Genomic DNA, 15,627 nt, shown 5'->3' with positions numbered 1-15,627 from the left:
AGTTTTCCACAGGGCGAGCCCGGTCGGTCTCGTTTGTCAGTGGGACGCGCTAGCGTCGATGACGATGAAGCGCACAGCACAGAACCCGAGGGAAAAAGCCATGGCAGGTACGGACCGCGAGAAGGCCCTGGAAACCGCGCTCGCCCAGATCGAGCGGCAGTTCGGCAAGGGCTCGGTGATGCGCCTCGGCGAGAAGGCCAACGAGCCGGTCGAGGTGATCTCCACCGGATCCACCGCCCTGGACGTCGCCCTGGGGGTCGGCGGCATTCCGCGCGGCCGCGTGGTCGAGATCTACGGCCCCGAGTCCTCCGGCAAGACCACCCTGACCCTGCACCTGGCGGCCAACGCCCAGAAGGCGGGCGGCACGGTCGCCTTCGTCGACGCGGAGCACGCGCTCGACCCGGAGTACGCGAAGAAGCTCGGCGTGGACACCGACGCCCTGCTGGTCAGCCAGCCGGACACCGGTGAGCAGGCGCTGGAGATCACCGACATGCTGATCCGCTCCGGCGCGATCGACCTGGTGATCATCGACTCGGTCGCGGCGCTCGTCCCGCGCGCCGAGATCGAGGGTGAGATGGGCGACTCGCACGTCGGTCTGCAGGCCCGGCTGATGAGCCAGGCGCTGCGCAAGATCGCCGGTGCGCTGAACCAGTCGAACACCACCGCGATCTTCATCAACCAGCTGCGCGAGAAGATCGGCGTGATGTTCGGCTCGCCGGAGACCACGACCGGTGGCCGGGCGCTGAAGTTCTACGCCTCGGTCCGGCTGGACATCCGCCGGATCGAGACCCTGAAGGACGGCACCGAGGCGGTCGGCAACCGTACCCGCGTCAAGGTGGTCAAGAACAAGGTCGCCGCGCCGTTCAAGCAGGCCGAGTTCGACATCCTCTACGGCGTCGGCATCAGCCGCGAGGGCGGCCTGATCGACATGGGCGTCGAGCACGGCTTCATCCGCAAGTCGGGCGCCTGGTACACCTACGAGGGCGACCAGCTCGGTCAGGGCAAGGAGAACGCCCGTAACTTCCTGAAGGACAACCCGCAGCTCGCCGACGAGATCGAGCGGAAGATCAAGAGCAAGCTCGGCATCGGCCCGAAGGTCGAGGAGCCGGCCGAGGCCTCGGCGGACGCCGCCACCGCCGCGACCGCCGACGGCGCCGCGAAGCCGATCACCGCGACCGTCGCCAAGACGGCCGCGGCGAAGAAGACGGCGGCGGCCAAGGCCTGAGCCGTTGACGCAGTACGACACGGTGGGCGACGGCCCGGCGGGCCCGGAGGACGACGACTACGGGCCGCCGGACTGGTTCGCCGCGGTCGCGGAGGAGCCGGAGTCCGCGCCGGAGCCGCCCGCGCCCCCGTCCTCGCGCCGGGGGCGGCGGGAACGCCCGTCCACCGCACGCCGGACATCCGGTCAGGAGCCGGAGTCCGACCAGGCCCCGGCCCGGGCGGCGCGCGGCGCGGCGCCCGGGCCGGCTTCGGAGTGGGAGCGGTCGGCGGAGGCCCCGATCGAGACGCTCGGGCTGGTCTCCGCCTCCGAGCTGCCCACCGGCCGCCGCCGACGGCGTTCGGCCCTGGCAGCCGAGGAGCCCGGAGCGGGCCTGCCCGCCCCGGCACCCGACGGCTCGGCGGGGAACGGCTTCGACGCGGACGGCTCCGAGGCGAACGGCTTCGCGGGGATGGAACGCGGTTTCGGCGATGGTGGGGCGGCCGGTCACGGGGGTGCGGCCGCCTCGACCCTTCGCTCCGGTCCCCGGCGCGGCCGTACCCGGCGCGGGCGTTCCGCCGAGGGTCCGTCGGGTGAGGGGGCGTTCGGGGCGGAGACGCCCGGCGAGGACCCGTCCGGCGGCGGGCGCGCCGGCCGCAGCTCGCGGAGGAAGCAGGACGAGGACTCGGTCGATCCGGAGACCCGCGCCCGGGACATCTGCCTGCGGCTGCTGACCGGTGCCGCCAAGAGCCGTAAGCAGCTCGCCGACGCCCTGCGCAAGCGGGAGATCCCGGACGAGGTCGCCGACGGGGTGCTCACCCGGCTGGAGGAGGTCGGGCTGATCGACGACGCCGCCTTCGCCGCGGCCTGGGTCGAGTCCCGGCACGCCGTCCGCGGGCTGTCCCGGCGGGCCCTCACGCAGGAGCTGCGCACCAAGGGGGTGGCCGCCGACCTGGTCGAGGAGGCCGTCGCCCAGGTCGACCACGACGACGAGGAGGAAGCGGCCCGGGCGCTGGTCGAGCGCAAGCTGCGGTCCACCCGGGGCCTGGACCGGCAGGTCCGCACCCGACGGCTGGTCGGGATGCTGGCCCGGCGCGGCTACTCCGAGGGGCTGGCGTTCCGGGTGGTGCGCGCCGCGCTGGACGAGGAAGCGGGTGAACCGTCGGAGGGCCCGTGGGAGTGACGGTCCGCCCGGATGCGGCGGACGGCCTCGGAGCCGCGCTCGCCCACCCGGGACGGATCCGGGGCACCGTGGGCCGGCGTCCTTTCCCCGGCCGGGCGGGCACTCCCTAACTGGGTGAGTCGACCTGCTGCGGCGCGTGCCGGTCGAGGTGCTCGTGCTCGGGCTCGTGGTCCGCGACGGGCTCCGGGGCGGGTTCGAGCGGGGCCGGGCCGCCGCGGGCGTGGTCGGCCAGGGCGAGGAGGTCCTCGGCGACGGCGCCCTGGGTGGCGCCGACCAGGTGGCCGTCGGGGCGGATCAGCAGCACGGTGTGCGGGCCGGCGCCCGGGTACTCCTCGGTGACCAGCACCTCGGCGGGTACCGGCAGGGCGGCGGCGACCTCGGCGAGCCGGGGCATCAGCCCGGCGCCGAGCCAGTGCTCGGACGACCAGACGGCGGTGCCGGGGGCGACCAGCAGCAGCAGGAAGGTGGCGCCGAGGCGGGCGTGCAGGTGGTCGGGGGTGCCGTCGGTGGCGAGCACCGGCAGGTCCGGGACGAGCACGCCGGGTGCGGTGGCGGGCAGCAGTTCGCTGAGCGAGGTCGCGCCGCGCGCGCCGCGCTGCACCGGGACCCGGGCGGGCACGCCGGAGGGCGCCGCCGGGTAGGCGGGCGCGCCGCCGAAGCGGCCGGTGCCGAGCTGACCGTCGGCGAGCAGCGGGGCGTGCTTGCGGAAGCCGCCGACCAGCAGCGAGCGCCTGGTCTGCTGCCAGCCGCGCAGCGGGCGCAGCAGCGGCATGGACTGGTCGACGGCGCGCAGCCGGGCGCCGACCGCGCCGCGCCGCTCGGCCTCGTAGCCGTCCAGCAGGGAGCCGCCGGGCTGCGGGCCGCCGGAGTGGAGGTGCCAGGCCAGGGCGAGCCGCCAGGCGAGGTTGTCGGCGTCGCGCAGCCCGTCGGTGAGGTTCTGCATGCCGAGCGCGCCGTGCAGGTGGGCGGCGTCGCCGGCCAGGAAGCAGCGGCCGACCCGGAACCGGGCGGCGAGGCGCTGCTGGGCGGTGTGGTCGGCGGCGGCGAGCAGTTCGAAGCGGGGGAGTTCGCCGCACCAGCCGGTGAGGGTGGAGGTGACCCGGGTGAGCAGGGTGTCGCCGGTGACGATGCCCGGCCAGGTGGCGTGCGGGTCGACGTTCTCGGTGGGCGCGGGCCGGCCGGGGGGCAGCCGCCAGTCGAGCCGCCAGACGCCGTCCGGCAGTGGACGGGCGGAGGCCTCGCGGTCGCCGCGCCACGGGGGCTCGCGGTGCAGCCGGGCGCCGTCGAAGGGCAGGTCGACCCGGACGGTGGCGATGGCGTTGCGGTCGACCGCCGGGCGGCCGGGGAAGCGGATCTTCAGGAGCTTGCGGACGGCGGATCTCGCGCCGTCGCAGCCGACCAGGTGGCTGCCGCGCCACCAGGTGGTGGTGCCGTCCTGGGTGCCCACGGTGCGGACGCTGACGCCGTCCCGGTCCTGTTCGAGTTCGAGGACCCGGTTGAGCGGGACCAGCTTGATCAGCGGGGTGCCGGTCAGGGCGTCGCGCAGGCCGCGCTGGAGGCGGTGCTGGGGGAGGTGGAAGGTGGGCGAGTCGGTGAGGTCGATCCGCAGCACCTCCTGGCGGCGCCGCCAGATGGTGAAGGAGTCCCACAGGGCGGAGTCCGAGACCGCCCGGGGGTAGCCGATCCGGGTCAGGAAGGCGGCGCCGTCGGCGCCGACGACGAGGCTGCGGGGGCCCTCGGGGCAGAGCCCGGAGCCCTCGTCCAGGACGACGGTCGGCACCTCGTGCCGGGCGAGGGCGAGGGCCAGGGCCAGACCGACCGGTCCGGCCCCGACCACGATCACCGGGTCCATGTGGGGACCTCCGGGCACGAACCGGCCGATCGGCCGGCGTCAGTTACCGCTGCCGCATATGCCGCGTGGATGCTCCCGGGAGGTGTCACGAAGAGCAATGCAACAGTTCACCTGCGTGTCCGTCAAGCAGCAGCTGAAGTGCGCCGGTTCGCGCCGCGACGGCCGCGTGCCTCGATCCAGCGCGCGAGCGCGGTCAGCAGCAGGCACAGGGCGATGTAGATCGGGCCGATCACCAGCACCACGGGGATGTAGGGGAAGCCGGCGGCGTTCAGCGGCTGGCTGGCGATCTTCTTGCCCATGAACAGCAGCTCGTTGTAGGTGATGATGTACCCGAGCGAGGTGTCCTTGAGGGTGACGACCAGCTGGCCGATCATCGAGGGCAGCATCGAGCGGACGGCCTGCGGCACCAGAATACTGGTCATGACCTGGGTCTTGCGCATGCCGAGGCCGTAGGCGGCCTCGCCCTGGCCGCGCGGGACGGCGTTGACGCCGCTGCGGATGATCTCCGCCTGGACCGAGCCGTTGTAGAGGGTGAGGCCGAGCACCAGGGCCCACATCGGGTCCTTGGCGAAGAAGGCGTAGTAGAGCCCGACGATCAGGATCAGCAGCGGCATCGCCCGGAAGAACTGGACGATGCCGACGCAGAGCCAGCGGACCGGCTTGTGGTCGGAGAGCTGCCCGGCCGCCAGGAGTGCGCCCAGCGTGAGCGAGAACGCCGCCGCCAGGCCGAAGGCCTTCAGGGTGGAGACCAGGCCGTCCAGGATCATCTGCTGGACATACGTGTACTGGAAGGCGTCCCACAGGTCGGCGTCGAACTGGCCGTTGTCACTGAGCGCGGTGACGACGTACCAGAGGAGCCCGGCGACGCCGATCAGGGAGAGGGCGCCGAACAGGCGGTACCGGGCGCGGGTCTTCGGGCCGGGGGCGTCGTAGAGGACGCTGGCCGTCGCGGGGCGGTTCAGAAGACTCATCGGGCCACCGCCAGTCGGTTTTCCAGGAAGCGGAAGAGCGTGGCGACCGTCGCGCTGATCAGCAGGTAGGCGCAGGCCACCCAGAAGAAGATCGCGAAGATCGAGTAGCCGCGCTCGGAGAAGGTCTGCTGGGCGCTGTACAGCTCGCCCACGCTGAACGCGCCGGCGATCGCCGAGTTCCTCGGCAGGGCGATGAACACGCTGCTCATCGGGGCCAGGACGGTGCGGGTGGCCTGCGGCAGGATGACCAGGGTGAGGGTCTGGCCGAAGGTCATGCCGAGGCTGCGGGCGGCTTCCGCCTGGCCGAGCGGCACGGTGTTGATGCCGGAGCGGATCACCTCGCAGACGAACGAGGCGGTGTACCCGCCGAGCGCCAGCACCGCGAAGACCAGGTGGCTGAAGTGCACGCCCAGCGGCGGCAGGCCGAAGGTGACGGCGAAGAACAGCAGGGTCAGCGGGGTGTTGCGGAACAGCGTCACCCAGGTGGTGCCGAAAGCGCGCAGCACCGGCACCGGGGAGACCCGGAAGGCCGCCAGCAGGGTGCCCAGCAGCAGGGCGAGCAGGGCGCTGAGGGCGCTCAGCTCGATCGTCTGCAGGAAGCCGTCGCGGAACAACGCGAAGTTGTCGTCCTCGAACAGGAACCCCATCCGGCGGCCCTCCTCTCAATCAGGGTCGGGAATGTCGATCGACGGGTCGATCGGGGATGTCGTGCGGGCTGATCGGGCGGGCTGATCAGTAGCGGTCGAGGGCCGGGACGTCCGGGGCCGGGGAGCCGGAGGCGCCCAGGGTGGCGTCGTAGGCCTTCTTCCAGTCGCCGTTGTCCTCGTGGGCCTTCAGGGCGTCGCTGATGGCGTTGCGCAGCACCGCGTCGTCCTTGTTGAGGCCGACGCCGTAGTTCTCCTTGGTGAACGGCTTGCCGACGACCTTGAGCTTGCCGGCGTACTTGGAGGCGTAGCCCTTGAGGATGGCGTCGTCGGTGGTGACGGCGTCGACCTCGCCGGAGAGGAGCTTCTCGACGCAGGCCGAGTAGGTGTCGAACTGCGTGATCTTCGGGCTGTACTGCTGGATGTTCTTGATCGAGGTCGAGCCGGTGGCGGTGCAGACGTTCTTGCCGTTGACGCTCTCCGCCCCGGTGATCGTCGTGTTGTCCTGCTTCACCAGGAGGTCCTGGCCGGCGATGTAGTACGGGCCGGCGAAGGAGACGGTCTTCTTGCGCTCGTCGTTGATGCTGTAGGTGCCGACGTAGAAGTCGATCTGGCCCTTGGCGATGGCGGGCTCGCGCTGCGAGGAGACCAGGGTCTGCCACTTGATCTGCTGCGGGGTGAAGCCGAGGTCGGCGGCGATCATCTTGGCGACCTCGATGTCGAAGCCGCTGCGGTCGCCGCTGGCGACGTCCTCCCAGCCGAGGTTCGGCTGGTCGGCCTTGGCGCCGATGATCAGCTGGCCGCGCTTCTTGGCCTCCGCGATGATCGGGGAGTCGACCTTGGCGTCGGTCTTGACCGTGTAGGTCGGGAGCTTCGGGGCGTCGCTCGCGGTGGCGGCGGCGCCGGGGGTGCCGTCCTTGCCGCAGGCGGCGGTGGCGGTGAGCGCGACGGCACAGAGCGCGACGGCGAGGGTGCGGGAAGTCCTCATGAGGGCTGTTCTCCTGGGGCTGGGCCGCGGTCGCAACCGGGCTCTGGCGTCTGGAAGTTCGTGCACGGGCAGGGCCGGTCGGCACAGTCGCCGGTGGCGGCCCGTGTGGTCTGGAGACGTCCGGTGGGCGTCAGTGGTGCAGGATCTTCGAGAGGAAGTCCTTGGCGCGCTCGGAGCGCGGCGCGGTGAAGAAGGCGTCCGGGGTGTTCTGCTCGACGATCTTGCCGTCGGCCATGAACAGCACGCGGTTGGCGGCGGAGCGGGCGAAGCCCATCTCGTGGGTGACCACGACCATCGTCATGCCGTCCGCGGCCAGCTGGCGCATGACCTCCAGCACCTCGTTGACCATCTCCGGGTCGAGGGCCGAGGTGGGCTCGTCGAAGAGCATCACCTTGGGCTTCATCGCCAGCGCCCGGGCGATCGCCACGCGCTGCTGCTGGCCGCCGGAGAGCTGGGCCGGGAACTTGTCGGCCTGCGCGGCGACGCCGACGCGCTCCAGCAGTCCGCGGGCGGTCTTCTCGGCCTCCGGGCGGGGCACCTTGCGCACCTTGACCTGGCCGATGACCACGTTCTCCAGCACGGTCTTGTGCGCGAACAGGTTGAAGCTCTGGAACACCATGCCGACCTCGGCGCGCAGCCGGGCCAGCTCCTTGCCCTCGGCGGGCAGCGGCCGGCCGTCGATGGTGATCGCGCCGGAGTCGATGGTCTCCAGCCGGTTGATCGTCCGGCAGAGCGTGGACTTCCCCGAGCCGGACGGGCCGATCAGCACGACCACCTCGCCCTGGGCGATCGAGAGGTCGATGTCCTGCAGCACGTGCAGCGCGCCGTAGTGCTTGTTGACGTTGCTCAGCACGACCAGTGGGGCGGCTGCGGGGGTGGAGTCCTGGACCGGGCTCTCGGTCATCGCGCCTGCTCCCTCTGTGTATCGAATCGTGCCTACCTGAGAAGTCTCAACTCCCTTGGGAGGCAATGGTGGTGCGAATCCGGGAGCCGCGACCGGCGGAGCCGCAGCCCCCGGTGGGCCGACCTTAGGAGCCGTGACGGCACCCCGTCAGCCGATCTGAGCGGAACTTGAGGATCACGAAACGGCCACACGGTGCGCGCGCACTGTTCGCACGGGTGCCGACGGGGCATGTCACAGCGGGAATCCGCGCCGGCGCTCCCCGTCCCCCACGAGCCCGGTGCGAGGTCGAACCTGGCGTCGGGCCGTCCGCTGGCTCATACTGCGCAGGACCGGACCGGACCGATCGGTCCGATGATCACCGGTGATCACGTGGGGGAAGGAGGAGAACAGGATGCGACTGCTGCTCGTCGAGGACGACGAACGCGTGGCCGCCGCGCTGGTCGCGGTACTGGGCCGGCACGGCTTCCAGGTCCGGCACGCCCGCAGCGGGCACGAGGCGCTCGACGCCCTGGTGCCGGACGGAAACGAGCCGTACCGGGTGGTGCTGCTCGACCTCGGGCTGCCCGATCGCGACGGCTTCGAGGTGTGCAGCCGGATCAGGGCCGGCAGCGGCGTCCCGGTGATCATGGTCACCGCCCGCGCCGACGTCCGCTCCCGGATCCACGGCCTCAACCTGGGCGCCGACGACTACGTCACCAAGCCGTACGACATGGGCGAGCTGCTCGCCCGCATCCACGCCGTCGCCCGCCGCGGCGCCGCCCCCTCCGTGGTGCCGGTGCCCGCGCCCGACGCCGTACCGCAGCAGCGCGGCCCGCTGGAGTCCCGCGGCATCCGGATCGACCGGGAGCGCCGCCGGGTCAGCGTGGACGGCCGCGACGTGCCGCTCACCCGCAAGGAGTTCGACCTGCTCGCCCTGCTCGCGCAGAGCCCGGGCGTGGTCTACCGGCGCGAGCAGATCTTCAGCGAGGTCTGGCGCAGCGGCTGGGAGGGCAACGGGCGCACCCTGGAGGTCCACATCGGCTCGCTGCGCAACAAGCTCGCGCTGCCCGGCCTGGTCGAGGCCGTCCGCGGCGTCGGCTACCGGCTGATCCCCGAGTGCCCGGCGGCCACCCCGGCGGACCAGGCCCCGAACGCCCCCGCGGAGCACTGACCGCACGTGCGCACCCGCCTGCTCGGCATCCTGATCGCCCTCATGCTCTGCGTCCTGGCAGCCCTGGGGCTGCCGCTCGCGGCGGCGGTCGCGGCGGCCGAGCAGACCAAGGTGGTCGTCGACCGGCTCGACGACGCCGCGCGGTTCGCCCAGGACCTGCCCACCTCCGGCGCCAACGACGCCGCCCGCAAGGGCGAGCCCGAACCCGCCCCCGGGGACCTCAGCCGGCAGCACTCGATCGACGCCGAGGTCAACCGCTACTTCGACCTGTACGGCGTACGGCTGGGCATCTTCCAGCGCGACGGCCTGCCGATCGCCGCCGCGCCCGCGAACTGGCGGGTGCCCGCCGCCGGCTGGGGCGCCCAGGCCTTCCAGGAGGCGCTGGACGGGCGGCGCAGCCACAACCCGCCGCAGGTCTGGCCCTGGACCCCGGACCGCACGATCACCGTCGCCGCCCCCGTGGTGCGCGACGGCGACGTGGTGGCGGTGGTGCTGAGCGAGTCCCCGACCGGGGCGCTGAGCACCCGGGTGCTGCACAAGTGGCTGGTGCTCGTCACCGGCGAGGCCGCCGCGATGATCGTCGCCGTCCTGCTGGCCGTCCGGCTCACCGAGTGGGTGCTGCGCCCGGTGCGCACCCTGGACCGGGCCACCCACGACATCGCCACCGGCCGGATGGCCGCCCGGGTCGCCCCCGGCGGCGGACCGCCCGAGCTGCAGCGGCTGGCCCGCTCGTTCAACGAGATGGCGGACCACGTGGTGCTCGCGATGGACCAGCAGAAGGCCTTCGTCGCGGACGCCTCGCACCAGCTGCGCAACCCGCTCTCGGCGCTGCTGCTGCGGGTCGAGCTGCTCGGCCTGGAGCTGCCCGAGGGCCACGAGGAGGAGCTCAGCGGCGTCCGCGAGGAGGGCACCCGGCTGGCCCGGGTGCTGGACGACCTGCTCGGGCTGGCCACCGCCGAGCACGCCCGCCCCGAGCCGGAGCGCACCGACCTCGCCGAGCTCACCCTGGCCCGGATGGACGCCTGGCGGCCGGTCGCCGAGCGGAGCGGGATCGCGCTGCGCTGGGAGGGCCCGGCGCTGGCCATCGGCATGGCCGACCCGATCGGCTTCGGCTCGGCCCTGGACGCCGTGGTGGACAACGCGATCAAGTTCAGCCCGGCCGGCGGCGAGGTGCGGGTACGGGTCGCGGTCCGCCGGGACGAGGTCGCGGTGACCGTCGTCGACGCCGGGCCAGGCCTCACCGAGGACGAGCTGTCCCGGGCCGGCGACCGGTTCTGGCGCAGCCCGCGGCACCAGAACGTGGACGGCTCCGGGCTGGGCCTGTCCATCGCCCGCACCCTGCTGGCGGCCGGCGGCGGCTCGCTCGCCTTCGCACCGGTCAAGCCGACCGGGCTCGCGGTGACGCTGGCGGTGCCGCGGCCGGAGAAGTGACGGCGGCGGGCGGTACAGCGGGCGCTACGGTGGCCGCTACGGCTTGACCGAGCGGTAGTAGCGCGCCGCGCCCGTGTGCAGGGGGAGCGGGTCGGTGTAGACGGCGGTGCGCAGGTCGACCAGCTGGGCGGCGTGCACCTGGGCGCCGATCTGGTCGCGACTGTCGATCACCGCCCGGGTCATGCCCTCGACCAGGCCCGGGTCCACGTCGTCCCGGGTGATCAGCAGGTTGGGCACGGCCATCGTCGCGACCGCGTCCTTGGGCTCGGCGTTCGGGTAGGTGCCCTTGGGCATGGTGGCCGCCCGGTACGCGTCGATGCCGCCGCCCTCCGCCTTGTGCAGCGCCTCGGACAGGTCGTTCAGCGGCACGATCCGGATCTTGACGTGGTCGGAGAGGTCGGTGAGCGCGCTGGTGGGCAGGCCGCCGGACCAGAAGAAGGCGTCCAGCTGGCCCGCGCGCAGCGCGTCGGCGGCCTCGCCGACCCCGGCCGGGACCGCGACGACGTCGTGCTCGGGGTTCAGCCCGGCGGCGGTCAGCAGCCGCTTGGTCACCAGGTTCACCCCGGACTGCTTCAGGCCGACGCCGACCCGCAGGCCCTTGAGGTCGGCCGTGCGGTGCACCGGGGAGGAGGCCGGGACGACCAGCTGCAGGTAGTCGTCGTAGAGCCGGGCGATCGCCCGCAGCCGGTCCTTGCCGGGACCCTGGTAGTCGGCGACCGCGTCGGCGGTGGCGATCGCGAAGGTGTCCCGGCCGGTGATCACCCGGGTGAGGTTGTCTATCGAGCCCTCGGTGTTGTCCAGGGCCAGCCGCACCCCCGGCATCGTCCCGGAGACGTGCGTCTGCAGCAGCTGCCCGTACCGGTCGTAGACGCCGCGCTGCACGCCGGTGGCGAAGCGGACCTCCCCGCGCGGGTACCCGGGCGAGCGGCCCGCCGACAGCCACCAGCCGCCGAACCCGGCGACCAGCAGCACCAGCACCAGCACCGTCCGCCACAGCGGGCTGCGGGCCGCGGTGCGGACGGCGGCGCCGAGACGTGACGGGGTGGTGGGGGTCATGCAGGGATACTGCCAGGCGCTCCGGCGGAACGGGAGGGGAACGGGCCGGGGAAAGCTCCGGGGAAGGGCGGGGAGGGGCTGCGGAGGGAGCGGGGAGAGGTCGGGGAGCTGCCGGGGAGGGGCGGGGGAGTTTCCCGGAACGGACGGGGCCCGCTCCGGGAAAAGCGCTTCGCGGCTGCCCGTACCCTGGTCTGGTGAGCGGTGAGAGCGGATTGAAGAGCTACAAGGTCGTCACGCACGGCTGTCAGATGAACGTCCACGACTCCGAGCGGCTGTCCGGGCTGCTGGAGGAGGCGGGCTACGTCAAGGCCGGGCCCGAGGGCGACCCGGACCTGGTGGTGTTCAACACCTGCGCGGTGCGCGAGAACGCCGACAACAAGCTGTACGGCAACCTCGGCCAGCTGGCGCCGGTCAAGACCCGCCACAAGGGCATGCAGATCGCCGTCGGCGGCTGCCTGGCCCAGAAGGACCGCGACACCATCGTCACCCGCGCCCCCTGGGTCGACGTGGTGTTCGGCACCCACAACATCGGGCACCTGCCCGCACTGCTGGAGCGGGCCGCGATCGAGAAGAAGGCCCAGGTCGAGATCCTCGAATCGCTGGAGACCTTCCCCTCCACCCTGCCGACCCGCCGCGACTCCGCGTACGCCGCCTGGGTCTCGATCTCGGTCGGCTGCAACAACACCTGCACCTTCTGCATCGTCCCCGCCCTGCGCGGCAAGGAGGAGGACCGCCGCCCCGGCGACGTCCTCGCCGAGATCGAGGCGCTGGTGGACGAGGGCGTCATCGAGGTGACCCTGCTCGGCCAGAACGTCAACGCCTACGGCTCCGACCTGGGCGACCGCGAGGCCTTCTCCAAGCTGCTGCGCGCCGCCGGGCAGATCGAGGGCCTGGAGCGGATCCGCTTCACCTCGCCGCACCCGCGCGACTTCACCGACGACGTGATCGCCGCGATGGCAGAGACCCCGACCGTGATGCACCAGCTGCACATGCCGCTGCAGTCCGGCTCCGACCGGGTGCTCAAGGCGATGCGCCGCTCCTACCGGCAGGAGCGTTTCCTCGGGATCATCAGATCGGTCCGCGAGGCGATGCCCGACGCGGCGATCTCCACCGACATCATCGTGGGCTTCCCCGGCGAGACCGAGGAGGACTTCGAGGAGACGATGCACACCGTCCGCGAGGCCCGCTTCACCAACGCCTTCACCTTCCAGTACTCCAAGCGCCCCGGGACCCCGGCGGCGGAAATGGAGGACCAGGTGCCGAAGGAGGTCGTGCAGGCCCGCTACGACCGGCTGATCGCCCTCCAGGAGGAGATCTCCTGGGAGGAGAACAAGAAGCAGGTCGGCCGCACCCTGGAGATCCTGGTCGCCGAGGGCGAGGGCAAGAAGGACGACCAGACCCGGCGGCTCTCCGGGCGCGCGCCCGACAACCGCCTGGTGCACTTCACCAAGCCCGAGGAGCCGGTGCGCCCGGGCGACATGGTGACCGTCGAGATCACCTACGCCGCCCCGCACCACCTGCTGGCCGAGGGCCCGGCGCTCTCGGTGCGCCGCACCCGGGCCGGCGACGCCTGGGAGAAGCGCCAGGCCAAGCCCGCCGCCAAGCCGGCCGGCGTGATGCTCGGCCTGCCGTCCATCGGCGCCCCGGCCGCGCTGCCGCTCGCCGCGCCGGCGGGCGGGGCCTGCTGCGGCGACTGACGGCCTGCTTCCGGCTCGGTGCGGTGAGAGCCGCGCCGAGCCGAAGGGGCGCGCCGGTGCCGAAAGCGAGGAGCGAGGAGGCCCGAGACGGGGGTCCCCCCCGGCCGAAGGCTGGGGGAGAGGGCCTTGGAGCGACGACCGTCGGCACCGGGCCAAGAGCGCCCCGGAGGCGAGCGCGCGAGTCACAGCTTCTGCGGGGCCGCCGTTCCCGTTGGCTAGAGTGATCCACATGCTGGTAGCCGCCGCCGTGTGCCCCTGTCCGCCGCTGCTCGTCCCGGAGGTCGCCGCCGGGGCGGCGGCCGAGCTGGACGCGCTGCGCGCCGCCTGCGACGAGGCGCTGGCGGCACTGGTCGCGGCCGAGCCGGAGCTGGTCGTGGTGGTCGGCACCGGGCCGGAGGCCGAGGTGTGGACCGAGGGCGGGGCCGGCTCCTTCCGCCGCTACGGGGTGCCGCTGGTCGCCAAGCTGCCCGGTGACCGGGTCGAGGGGCCGGAGCTGGCGCCCTCGCTGACCGTCGGCGCCTGGCTGCTGGAGCGCGCCGGGGTGACCCTGCCCACGCACGCCTGCGCGGTGCCCGCCGACGCCCCGGCCGACCGGATGCTCGGCCTCGGCCAGGGCCTGGCCGGGCTCGCCGACCGGGTCGCCCTGCTGGTGCTCGGCGACGGCAGCGCCTGCCGCTCGGTGAAGGCGCCCGGCTACCTGGACGAGCGGGCCGAGGACTTCGACGCCGCCCTGGCCGCCGCCCTGGGCGCGGCCGACCCGGCGGCGCTGGCCGCCCTGGACGCGGGCCTGGCCGCCGAGCTCAAGGCCGAGGGCCGGGCGCCCTGGCAGGTGCTGGCCGGCGCCGCGGAGGGCGCCGGCCTCACCGGGCGGCTGGGCTACCAGGACGCGCCGTACGGCGTCGGGTACTTCGTGGCGAGCTGGGCCCACGGGGCCTAGCCGGTCCCTGGCGGGCCCCGGTCGGGCCCCCGGCGGGTCAGGACTTCGGGGGCTGTCCCGGCTCGCCCGGCTTCGGCTTGTGCGCGAAGTCGTCGACGGCGTGCTTGGCCTTGCCGGCGCCGTGCTCGATCTTGTCGCTGTACTTGCCCTTGGTCGCCTTGTCGATCGCGCCGCCGGCCTTGTCCACGGCCTTCTCGATCTGGTCGCTGTGCTTGCCGGCCAGCTCGCTCGCCTTCTCCTTGAGCTCCTCGGCCTTGCCCTTGAGGTTGTCCATCAGACCCATGGCGGTCTCACCCTTCCCTGTCGTCCGTCCATCCCCGTCCCCTGCACAACGTCCGCGCTCGGCGAAGCGTTCGCAAACCGGGCGCCAACTGGGAAAACGTCCGGAAACGGTCCGGAGAACAGTCATATCGTCGCGCAGCTCCGGGCGACCGGCAGCCCGGTCCCCGTCCCCGCCGCGGTTTTGCGAGACTGGAGCGGTGAGCAGCTCCCTTACCCCGCGTGTCGCCCCTGCCCGTGTGATCTGCGTCGTCGGCGCGACCGCCGCCGGCAAGTCCGACCTGGCCGTCGCCCTCGCCCGCAGCCTCGACGGCGAGGTGATCAACACCGACTCGATGCAGCTGTACCGGGGCATGGACATCGGCACCGCCAAGCTCACCACGGCCGAGCGCGAAGGGGTCCCGCACCACCTGATGGACGTCTGGGACGTCACCGAGGCCGCCAGCGTGGCCGAGTACCAGCGGCTGGCCCGGGCCGAGATCGACCGGCTGCTCGCCGCCGGGCGCACGCCCGTCCTGGTCGGCGGCTCCGGGCTGTACGTCCGGGCGGCCATCGACGAGATGGAGTTCCCCGGCACCGACCCGGCCGTCCGGGCCCGGCTGGAGGCCGAACTGGAGGAGCTCGGCCCGTACGCGCTGCACGGCCGGCTGGCCGGCCTGGACCCGGCGGCCGCCGAGGCGATCCTCACGAGCAACGGACGGCGGATCGTCCGCGCGCTGGAGGTCATCGAGATCACCGGGCAGCCGTTCACCGCCAACCTGCCGAGCAACACCGCCGTGTACGAGGCGGTGCAGATCGGCGTCGCCGTGCCGCGTCCCGAGCTGGACGAGCGGATCACGCTGCGGGTCGACCGGATGTGGGAGGCCGGACTCCTGGACGAGGTGCGGGAGCTGGAGAAGGCCGGACTGCGGGAGGGGAGGACCGCCTCCCGGGCGCTCGGCTACCAGCAGGTGCTCGACCACTTCGCCGGCGAGTGCACCGAGGACGAGGCGCGGGCCGAGACCGTCCGGGCCACCAAGCGCTTCGCCCGCCGCCAGGAGTCCTGGTTCCGCCGCGACGACCGGATCCACTGGCTCTCCCGACCGGCCGGAACCGACCCCGTCGAGATGCTGGAACGGTCCCTCGAACTGATCGGCCGTCAGGGTGTTCCGGCCGCGTAGGACGGGTTCCGGCCAATTCGGCGGTGCACCTGCGCGGGCAGGTGACCGTGCAGGACGAACCGGCGGTCACGGCCCGATCACGTGATGGCCACGGATCACCCGTCGACCCCGGTCAGGCCCGGAATGACCGTCTGGACATGCCATCATCGAAGGCATAGGAGTCGGCCGAACGGG

General features: G+C 72.9%; 14 protein-coding genes. 7 read left to right on the top strand and 7 right to left on the bottom strand.

Features of this window, described 5'->3' with window-relative positions; all coding sequences use genetic code 11:
- Positions 1 to 100: 100 nt before the first annotated feature.
- Both recA and recX read left to right on the top strand, forming a co-directional pair.
- Positions 101 to 1,225, top strand: a complete 1,125-nt coding sequence (recA, locus tag ACYP53_RS02630; RefSeq protein WP_189922284.1) for a recombinase RecA — start codon at positions 101 to 103, stop codon at positions 1,223 to 1,225.
- Between the two features lie 4 nt (positions 1,226 to 1,229).
- Complete coding sequence (recX, locus tag ACYP53_RS02625; protein ID WP_459646547.1) at positions 1,230 to 2,384, top strand: recombination regulator RecX; 1,155 nt, start codon at positions 1,230 to 1,232, stop codon at positions 2,382 to 2,384.
- A 106-nt stretch (positions 2,385 to 2,490) separates the two neighbouring features.
- On the opposite strand, the gene ACYP53_RS02620 is transcribed toward recX, so the two are convergent.
- From ACYP53_RS02620 to ACYP53_RS02600, 5 genes are all read right to left on the bottom strand, one after another.
- Positions 2,491 to 4,236, bottom strand: coding sequence for an FAD-dependent monooxygenase (locus ACYP53_RS02620; protein ID WP_189922286.1), 1,746 nt, complete (start codon positions 4,234 to 4,236; stop codon positions 2,491 to 2,493).
- 122 nt (positions 4,237 to 4,358) lie between these two features.
- Entirely contained in the window at positions 4,359 to 5,207 is an 849-nt protein-coding gene (locus ACYP53_RS02615; RefSeq protein WP_189922288.1) for an amino acid ABC transporter permease, read from the bottom strand.
- A complete protein-coding gene (locus ACYP53_RS02610; protein ID WP_189922290.1) occupies positions 5,204 to 5,854 on the bottom strand; it encodes an amino acid ABC transporter permease in 651 nt (216 codons plus the stop codon). The genes ACYP53_RS02615 and ACYP53_RS02610 overlap by 4 nt, the downstream gene beginning before the upstream one ends.
- An 85-nt stretch (positions 5,855 to 5,939) precedes the next feature.
- Positions 5,940 to 6,839: a glutamate ABC transporter substrate-binding protein gene (locus tag ACYP53_RS02605; RefSeq protein ID WP_459646546.1), complete on the bottom strand. Its 900-nt coding sequence runs from the start codon at positions 6,837 to 6,839 to the stop codon at positions 5,940 to 5,942.
- Between the two features lie 130 nt (positions 6,840 to 6,969).
- The gene (locus tag ACYP53_RS02600; RefSeq protein WP_189922295.1) at positions 6,970 to 7,743 is read right to left on the bottom strand and encodes an amino acid ABC transporter ATP-binding protein; all 774 of its coding nucleotides are present in this window, start codon (positions 7,741 to 7,743) and stop codon (positions 6,970 to 6,972) included.
- A 391-nt stretch (positions 7,744 to 8,134) separates the two neighbouring features.
- On the opposite strand from ACYP53_RS02600, the gene ACYP53_RS02595 reads away from it, so the two are divergent.
- Positions 8,135 to 8,893, top strand: a complete 759-nt coding sequence (locus ACYP53_RS02595; RefSeq protein ID WP_189922297.1) for a response regulator transcription factor — start codon at positions 8,135 to 8,137, stop codon at positions 8,891 to 8,893.
- Positions 8,894 to 8,899: 6 nt separating this feature from the next.
- Complete coding sequence (locus tag ACYP53_RS02590; protein WP_189922299.1) at positions 8,900 to 10,324, top strand: sensor histidine kinase; 1,425 nt, start codon at positions 8,900 to 8,902, stop codon at positions 10,322 to 10,324.
- Between the two features lie 36 nt (positions 10,325 to 10,360).
- Here ACYP53_RS02590 and ACYP53_RS02585 read toward each other — a convergent pair whose 3' ends face one another.
- A complete protein-coding gene (locus ACYP53_RS02585) occupies positions 10,361 to 11,380 on the bottom strand; it encodes a TAXI family TRAP transporter solute-binding subunit (RefSeq protein ID WP_189922301.1) in 1,020 nt (339 codons plus the stop codon).
- A 194-nt stretch (positions 11,381 to 11,574) separates the two neighbouring features.
- On the opposite strand from ACYP53_RS02585, the gene miaB reads away from it, so the two are divergent.
- Positions 11,575 to 13,077, top strand: coding sequence for a tRNA (N6-isopentenyl adenosine(37)-C2)-methylthiotransferase MiaB (gene miaB / locus ACYP53_RS02580; RefSeq protein WP_459646545.1), 1,503 nt, complete (start codon positions 11,575 to 11,577; stop codon positions 13,075 to 13,077).
- Positions 13,078 to 13,306: 229 nt separating this feature from the next.
- Entirely contained in the window at positions 13,307 to 14,014 is a 708-nt protein-coding gene (locus ACYP53_RS02575; protein ID WP_459646544.1) for a class III extradiol ring-cleavage dioxygenase family protein, read from the top strand.
- Positions 14,015 to 14,051: 37 nt separating this feature from the next.
- On the opposite strand, the gene ACYP53_RS02570 is transcribed toward ACYP53_RS02575, so the two are convergent.
- Entirely contained in the window at positions 14,052 to 14,297 is a 246-nt protein-coding gene (locus tag ACYP53_RS02570; protein WP_189922305.1) for an antitoxin, read from the bottom strand.
- Positions 14,298 to 14,493: 196 nt separating this feature from the next.
- On the opposite strand from ACYP53_RS02570, the gene miaA reads away from it, so the two are divergent.
- Entirely contained in the window at positions 14,494 to 15,453 is a 960-nt protein-coding gene (miaA, locus tag ACYP53_RS02565; protein ID WP_459646543.1) for a tRNA (adenosine(37)-N6)-dimethylallyltransferase MiaA, read from the top strand.
- Positions 15,454 to 15,627 lie beyond the last annotated feature (174 nt).

This window comes from Kitasatospora sp. Ki12 (assembly GCF_054601375.1).
This window is presented reverse-complemented; position numbering and strand designations above follow the sequence as displayed.

Excerpts from the sequence above, each read along its gene's own strand:
- ACYP53_RS02570 (WP_189922305.1), bottom strand. The coding sequence starts at position 14,297 with ATGGGTCTGATGGACAACCTCAAGGGCAAGGCCGAGGAGCTCAAGGAG.
- ACYP53_RS02585 (WP_189922301.1), bottom strand. The coding sequence starts at position 11,380 with ATGACCCCCACCACCCCGTCACGTCTCGGCGCCGCCGTCCGCACCGCG.
- ACYP53_RS02600 (WP_189922295.1), bottom strand. The coding sequence starts at position 7,743 with ATGACCGAGAGCCCGGTCCAGGACTCCACCCCCGCAGCCGCCCCACTG.
- ACYP53_RS02595 (WP_189922297.1), top strand. The coding sequence starts at position 8,135 with ATGCGACTGCTGCTCGTCGAGGACGACGAACGCGTGGCCGCCGCGCTG.
- ACYP53_RS02575 (WP_459646544.1), top strand. The coding sequence starts at position 13,307 with ATGCTGGTAGCCGCCGCCGTGTGCCCCTGTCCGCCGCTGCTCGTCCCG.
- ACYP53_RS02605 (WP_459646546.1), bottom strand. The coding sequence starts at position 6,839 with ATGAGGACTTCCCGCACCCTCGCCGTCGCGCTCTGTGCCGTCGCGCTC.
- ACYP53_RS02620 (WP_189922286.1), bottom strand. The coding sequence starts at position 4,236 with ATGGACCCGGTGATCGTGGTCGGGGCCGGACCGGTCGGTCTGGCCCTG.
- ACYP53_RS02610 (WP_189922290.1), bottom strand. The coding sequence starts at position 5,854 with ATGGGGTTCCTGTTCGAGGACGACAACTTCGCGTTGTTCCGCGACGGC.
- ACYP53_RS02615 (WP_189922288.1), bottom strand. The coding sequence starts at position 5,207 with ATGAGTCTTCTGAACCGCCCCGCGACGGCCAGCGTCCTCTACGACGCC.
- recA (WP_189922284.1), top strand. The coding sequence starts at position 101 with ATGGCAGGTACGGACCGCGAGAAGGCCCTGGAAACCGCGCTCGCCCAG.